General features: G+C 69.9%; 1 protein-coding gene. It reads left to right on the plus strand.

The window, feature by feature from the left end; translation table 11 throughout:
• A partial coding sequence (locus tag AC27IQ_RS25360) for a helix-hairpin-helix domain-containing protein (protein ID WP_487091275.1) occupies positions 1-912 on the plus strand: 912 nt, incomplete at its 5' end.
• Positions 913-1,088: the final 176 nt, after the last annotated feature.

The raw sequence follows: 1,088 nt of genomic DNA on the forward strand, positions 1-1,088 counted from the left end.
GATGCGCTGGTGGACCTGGTCGATCTGGCCGATGCCGCCGGCAGCGACGCGCCTGTCAGCCTGCCCGCACCGCCGCGCCAGCCCTACGTGCCCAATTTCCGCATGCCCCGGCAGTGCCCCATCTGCGGCAGCGCCGTGGTGCGCGAAAAGGGCGAGGTCAACCACCGCTGCTCGGGCGGGCTGTTCTGCGCCGCGCAGCGCAAGGAGGCCATCCTGCACTTCGCCGCGCGGCGCGCCATGGACATCGAAGGCCTGGGCGACAAGCTGGTGGACCAGCTGGTCGAGGGCCAGGTCATCCGCACCTTGCCCGACCTGTACCGCCTGGGCCTCACCGCCCTCAGCAGCCTGGAGCGCATGGCGGAAAAGTCGGCCCAGAACGTGCTCGCCGCGCTGGAGAAATCCAAGCAGACCACCTTGCCGCGCTTTCTGTTCGGCCTTGGCATCCGCCACATCGGCGAGGCCACCGCCAAGGACCTGGCGCGCCACTTCGGCGGCCTGGACGCGATCATGGACGCTAGCGTGGAGCAGTTGCTGGAGGTGAACGATGTCGGCCCCATCGTGGCCGAGTCCCTTCGCACCTTCTTCGACCAGCCGCACAACCGCGAGGTCGTCGAGCAACTGCGTGCCTGCGGCGTCACCTGGCCCGAGGGCGCGCCGGCCGAGCGGGCCGTGCTGCCCCTGGCCGGCCAGACCATCGTGCTCACCGGCACCTTGCCCACCCTCAGCCGCGACGAGGCCAAGGACCTGCTGGAGGCGGCCGGCGCCAAGGTGGCGGGCTCGGTCAGCAAGAAGACCAGCTACGTCGTCGCCGGCGAGGAGGCCGGCAGCAAGCTGGTGAAGGCGCAGGAGCTGGGCGTGCCCGTGCTCGACGAGGCCGGCATGCTGGCCCTGCTGGGCCGCGAGAGCGCATGAGCATGCGCGGTCGCTACCGTGCGTTTGTTCGCTTGCTATGTATTTGATAGCTGCCAAGGCAGATCAACCTAGGGCGTGAGCCCTTTTCGACCATTGAGCCTCCGATGCCCCCTGTGCTTGCTTCCCTGCGCGCGCGCCTGACGGCCGCGTGGCGGGGGCCACGCCGCGCCGCTGCT

The sequence above is a fragment of the Acidovorax sp. KPB24-07 genome (assembly GCF_057543315.1).